This window comes from Streptomyces sp. FH025, from assembly GCF_017427025.1.
Classification (GTDB): Bacteria; Actinomycetota; Actinomycetes; order Streptomycetales; family Streptomycetaceae; genus Kitasatospora.
This window is the reverse complement of the sequence record NZ_JAFLNG010000568.1, coordinates 1-5,174: the sequence shown is the minus strand read 5'-3', so window position 1 is coordinate 5,174 and position 5,174 is coordinate 1. Positions and strand designations below refer to the sequence as shown.

General features: G+C 70.8%; 3 protein-coding genes and 1 pseudogene. 2 read left to right on the top strand and 2 right to left on the bottom strand.

Annotation, left to right across the window (positions count from 1 at the left end; all coding sequences use genetic code 11):
- Positions 1–262 (top strand): annotated as a pseudogene (locus tag J0670_RS29525) (hypothetical protein); the annotation flags it as partial.
- 220 nt (positions 263–482) lie between these two features.
- Positions 483–2,321 (top strand): bifunctional UDP-sugar hydrolase/5'-nucleotidase, encoded by a 1,839-nt coding sequence (locus J0670_RS29520; RefSeq protein ID WP_207814756.1) that lies wholly within the window; start codon positions 483–485, stop codon positions 2,319–2,321.
- Between the two features lie 192 nt (positions 2,322–2,513).
- Here J0670_RS29520 and J0670_RS29515 read toward each other — a convergent pair whose 3' ends face one another.
- Positions 2,514–3,971: an aldehyde dehydrogenase family protein gene (locus J0670_RS29515; RefSeq protein WP_207814755.1), complete on the bottom strand. Its 1,458-nt coding sequence runs from the start codon at positions 3,969–3,971 to the stop codon at positions 2,514–2,516.
- Positions 3,972–4,019: 48 nt separating this feature from the next.
- Positions 4,020–4,892 (bottom strand): helix-turn-helix transcriptional regulator, encoded by an 873-nt coding sequence (locus J0670_RS29510; protein ID WP_207814754.1) that lies wholly within the window; start codon positions 4,890–4,892, stop codon positions 4,020–4,022.
- Positions 4,893–5,174: the final 282 nt, after the last annotated feature.

Genomic DNA, 5,174 nt, shown 5'->3' with positions numbered 1-5,174 from the left:
CGACCCGGAGTTGGAGGTCCTCGCCGGCTACCTGGGCACCGTCCCGCTGCCCGCCTCCGCCGGGGTGGACGCCCTGCTGGCCGCGCTGCGCGAGTGCGGCCCCGGCCCGGTGGCGGACGGGATCGTCCGGCACCGGCTGCCGGTCGCGGTGGACGGCTACCTGCGGGCGCGGACCTGGCTGCCCTGGGCGGGACCGGACGCGCCGGACCCGGCGGCGGAGCTGGGCCGCGAGGTGAAGCAGCTCTGCTCCGAGCTGGCCTGATGCCTTACCACCTCCCGGCCCGCCCATCCCCGTCACGAACGAGTCGCCAAGATCTCACCTGTTGGCAACGTCGAAGGGCTACCCATCGGCCCGGCCCGCACGGCACACTTCTACGCGCGTCCTTCTACGCGCGTCACCGCACCGCGCACGCGCCGACGCACTTCGTACGCACACACATTGACGGTCAATCCGCCGTCGGTCCCACTCGGGAGAGTCGTCCATGTCCCTGAACCGCCGTGACTTCGTCACCCGGTCCGCAGCCACCGCCGCCGGCGCCGCCCTGGCCGGCGGAGCCGCCGTCGCCGCCGCCCCCGCCGCCGCGGCCGCCGAGCCGGGCAGCACGGCGACCGCCAAGGGCGACAAGCGCAAGCCCCGCCGGCAGGCCTTCACCGTCATGGGCACCACCGACCTGCACGGCCGGGTGCTCAACTGGGACTACTTCACCGACGCCGAGTACGTCGACAAGGCGCACAACGCGGTCGGCCTCGCCAAGATCTCGACCCTGGCCAACCAGGTCCGCGAGGAGAAGGGCTGGAACCGCTGCCTGCTCATCGACTCGGGTGACATCATCCAGGGCACCCAGCTGACCTACTACTACGCCCGGATCGAGCCGATCGCCACCGACGGCGACACCGTGCCGGACCACCCGATGGCCGTCGCCATGAACCTCATGGAGTACGACGCCGCCGCGCTCGGCAACCACGAGTTCAACTACGGCATCCCGACCGTGAAGGCCTTCGAGGAGCAGCTGGAGTTCCCGCTGCTGGGCGCCAACGCGCTGCACGCGAAGAACGAGAAGCCGGCCTTCCCGCCCTTCGTGATCAAGGAGCTGCACCTGGGCGAGGGCAAGCCGCTGAAGGTCGGCATCCTCGGTCTCACCAACCCGGGCATCGCGATCTGGGACAAGGCCAACGTCAGCGGCAAGATGGTCTTCCCGGGCATCGTGGAGACCGCCGCCAAGTACGTGCCCCGGATGAAGGCGGCCGGCGCGGACGTCATCGTCGTCTCCGCCCACTCCGGCATCGACGAGCCGACCACCTACGGCGACCAGCTGCCCTGGCCCGAGGACGCCTCCGGCGAGATGGCCGCGACCGTGGCCGACATCGACGCGGTGCTGGTCGGGCACACCCACAAGGAGGTGCCGCAGCGCCTCATCGTCAACAAGAAGACCGGCAAGACGGTCGTGCTCTCCGAGCCGCTGTGCTGGGGCCAGCGGCTGAGCTGCTTCGACTTCGAGGTCGAGTTCGCCGACGGCGCCTGGAAGGTCGTCTCGGTCTCCTCCCGGGTGCTGAACTCCAACACGGTGCCGGAGAACCCGGAGATCACCAACGCCATCACCGAGCAGCACAAGAAGGTCGTGGCGTACGTCAACCAGAACATCGGCACCAGCAAGATCGAGCTGTCGATCGCCGAGGCCCGTTTCAAGGCCACCCCGATCATCGACCTCATCGGCAAGGTGCAGGCCGACGCCGTGAAGGCGGCGCTGGCGGGCGGGCAGTACGCCAACCTGCCGGTGCTGGCCCAGGCCGCGCCCTTCAACCGCACCGCGCTGATCCCGTCCGGCCAGGTCAAGCTGCGCGACGCGGCGGGCCTGTACATCTACGAGAACACCCTGGAGGCCCGCATCCTGACGGGCGCCCAGCTCAAGGACTACCTGGAGTTCTCGGCGAAGTACTTCTACCAGCTCGCCCCGGGCGCCCCGGTCGACAAGGACGCCATGACCGGCGCCGAGACCACCCCGGACTACAACTACGACTCGGTCTACGGCCTGAGCTACGACATCGACATCGCCCAGCCCAAGGGCCAGCGGATCGTCAACCTGACCTTCCAGGGCAAGCCGATCGACCCGGCCGCCCAGTTCGTGCTCGCCGTCAACAACTACCGCGCCAACGGCGGCGGCAACTTCCCGCACGTCGCGAACGCCAAGCTGGTCTGGTCGAACTCCGACGAGATCCGCAACACCATGATCGCCTGGGTCAAGGCCAAGGGCGTCATCGACCCCGCCGACTTCTTCACCAACTCCTGGCGCCTCGTCCGCGCCGGCCAGCCGGTGTTCTAGTCGCATCCCGTCGAGGCGCCGCCGGGTCCCCGACCTGGCGGCGCCTCGCCGTTCCGAAACGGCCTCGTCCGCTACCCGGCCTGACGTGCTCGCCAGGCCACCGCGTGGACGGTGGAGTCGCCGACGGACCGGGCGGGCCGGTCCCGGGCCGCCTGAACCCTCAGGAGGCCCGGGACTCCCGAGCGCGGCGGATCAGAACGGGAACGTCGCCCGCCCGTGCTGCACCGAGATCCACTTGAGCGTGGTGAAGGCGTCCACCGTGGGCTCCCCGTTGAGCCGCCCGACGCCGGAGTTCTTCTCCCCGCCGAAGGGCACGCCCGGCTCGTCCGCGATGGTCCCGCCGTTGACGTGGATCATGCCGGTCTCGATCCGCTGCGCGACCCGCACCCCGCGCTCGACGTCCGCGGTGTGCACCGCGCCGCTGAGCCCGAAGGGCGTGTGGTTGGCCAGCCGGACGGCCTCGTCCTCGCCGTCGAAGGGCACCAGCAGGACGACCGGGCCGAAGAGTTCGCGCTGAAGGATCGGCGCGTCCTCGGCCAGGCCGGTGAGCACGGTCGGCGCCATCAGGCTGCCGACCGTGTCGCCGCGCAGCAGCGCGGTGGCGCCGGCGGCGATCGCCTGGTCGACCTGCCCGGAGAGCGCGTCGGCCTGGACGGGGTTGATCAGCGGGCCGATGTGGGTGGCCGGGTCCTTCGGGTCGCCGACGGTCAGCGAGGCGATCTTGGCGACGAACTTCTCGGTGAACTCGGCCTCGACGCTGCGGTCGACCAGCACCCGGTTGGCGGCCATGCAGACCTGCCCCTGGTGGACGAAGCGGCTGAACACGGCCGCGTCCACGGCGAGGTCGAGGTCGGCGTCGTCCAGCACGATCAGCGCGCTGTTGCCGCCGAGCTCCAGCACCGTCCGCTTGAAGTGCCCGGCGGCCACCGTGGCGACGTGTCGGCCGATCTGGTCGGAGCCGGTGAAGGAGATCACCTTGGGCACGGGGTGCTCGATGAAGCTGTCGCCGATCTCCGCGATGTCGGTGATCACGACGTTCAGCAGGCCGGGCGGCAGGCCCGCGTCCTCGAAGAGCTTGGCGATCAGGGCGCCGCCGACCACCGGGGTCTCCTGGTGCGGCTTGAGGACGACGCCGTTGCCGAGCGCGAGCGCCGGGGCGACGGCCTTGAGCGCCAGGAACAGCGGGAAGTTGAACGGGCTGATCACGCCCACCACGCCGACGGGCAGCCGGTAGAGCCGGTTCTCCTTGCCCGGCGTGGGCGAGGGCAGCAGCCGGCCCTCGGAGGCCACCGACAGGTGCAGGCACTCCCGCAGCATGTCCTTGACCAGGGACAGCTCGAAGCCGGCCTTGAGCGCGGTGCCGCCGAGTTCGACCATGATCGCCTGGACGATCTCGCCCTCGCGCTCCTCGACCAGCCGCAGCGCGCGCTCGAACACCAGTCGGCGCTGGTACGGGCTGGTGGCGGCCCAGCCGCGCTGGGCGCGCTCGGCGGCGCGGTAGGCCCGGTCGACCTCGGCGACGGTGGCCACGGTGATGGTGGCGAGCTTGTCACCGGTGAAGGGATCGACGTCGACGATGTCCCAGGAGCCGCTGCCGCCGCACCACTCGCCGTCGATGTACTGCAGCGCCAACTCGGAGAAGTACGACATCTGTTCCCTCTCATGCCCGACCTGATGGGAGCTCATCGTACTGATGTGTCAGAGCTCTTGGCGCACGGAGTGCAGGAGTTCGCGGGTCCGTTCGGGGCTGAGGCTGTCGGCGGCCAGCCCGTCCATCGCCTGCCGGTACTCGGCGACCTCCGCGGGCTTGTCCACGTAGAGCGCGGTGGTGAACTGCTCCAGGTAGACCACGTCGGCGAGTTCGGCCTCGGTGAAGCCCAGCACGCTGAACGCGCCGCTCTCGGCGCTCAGCCCGGCGGTGCCGAGCGGCAGGACCTGGAGCCGCACGTTCGGCAGCTCGGAGAGCTCCAGCAGCCGGTCGAGCTGCGCCTGCATCAGCTCCGGCCCGCCCCAGGGGCGGCGCAGCGCGGCCTCGTCGAGGACGGCGAGCAGTTGGGGCGGGTGCTCGGTGGTGAGCAGGTCCTGGCGCTTGAGCCGGACCTCGACCCGGCGTTCGATCTCCTCGGGGCCGACGCCGTGGCCCTGGCAGCCGGCGGTGATCACGGCGCGGGCGTAGTCGGGGGTCTGCAAGAGCCCGTGGACGAACTGGACCTCGTAGCTGCGGATCTCGGCGGCGGCCTCCTCCAGCCCGAGGTAGTTCTGGAACCAGGTGGGCAGCACGTCGCCGTACTCGTGCCACCAGGAGGTGGCGTTGGCGTCGCGGACGAGTCCGAGGACGTTGGCGCGCTCCTGCTCGGCGTCGACGCCGTAGAGGGTGAGCAGGTCGGCGACGTCGCGTTCCTTGAAGCCGACCCGGCCGAGTTCCATCCGGCTGATCTTGGACTCGGAGGCGCGGATCGAGTAGCCGGCCTCCTCGCGGCTGACGCCTCTGGCCTCGCGGAGTTTGCGCAGCTGGCTGCCGAGCAGCAGGCGCCGTACGGTGGCGCCCCCGCCTGCCTGAGTCGTGCCCATCGAAGTAAACCTCCGCACTCGCGCAGCCCCCCGGCCGTCGGCGGCAGTCTGCCACCTGGCACCGACGAACAACAGTCCGTCCGGGGGCCGGTTCCGGCCGCTTGACGACCCTGGGAGTCGGCTGTGAGCCGCCCCTCGGTACGCGCGGGTGGGAACGCGACGGCGCCCGCCCTCCAACTGGTCGGGGAAGAGGGCAGGCGCCAGGAGACCGCGTTGGCCCGGCGACACTGGCGGGGGCAGCGGGTTGAGCTCCCGGCGATGCGGCGCCGGGGGTTCGGGGTG

What these genes read in the sequence shown, in the direction of transcription:
- J0670_RS29520 (WP_207814756.1), top strand. Translation starts at nt 483, where the DNA reads ATGTCCCTGAACCGCCGTGACTTCGTCACCCGGTCCGCAGCCACCGCC.
- J0670_RS29515 (WP_207814755.1), bottom strand. Translation starts at nt 3,971, where the DNA reads ATGTCGTACTTCTCCGAGTTGGCGCTGCAGTACATCGACGGCGAGTGG.
- J0670_RS29510 (WP_207814754.1), bottom strand. Translation starts at nt 4,892, where the DNA reads ATGGGCACGACTCAGGCAGGCGGGGGCGCCACCGTACGGCGCCTGCTG.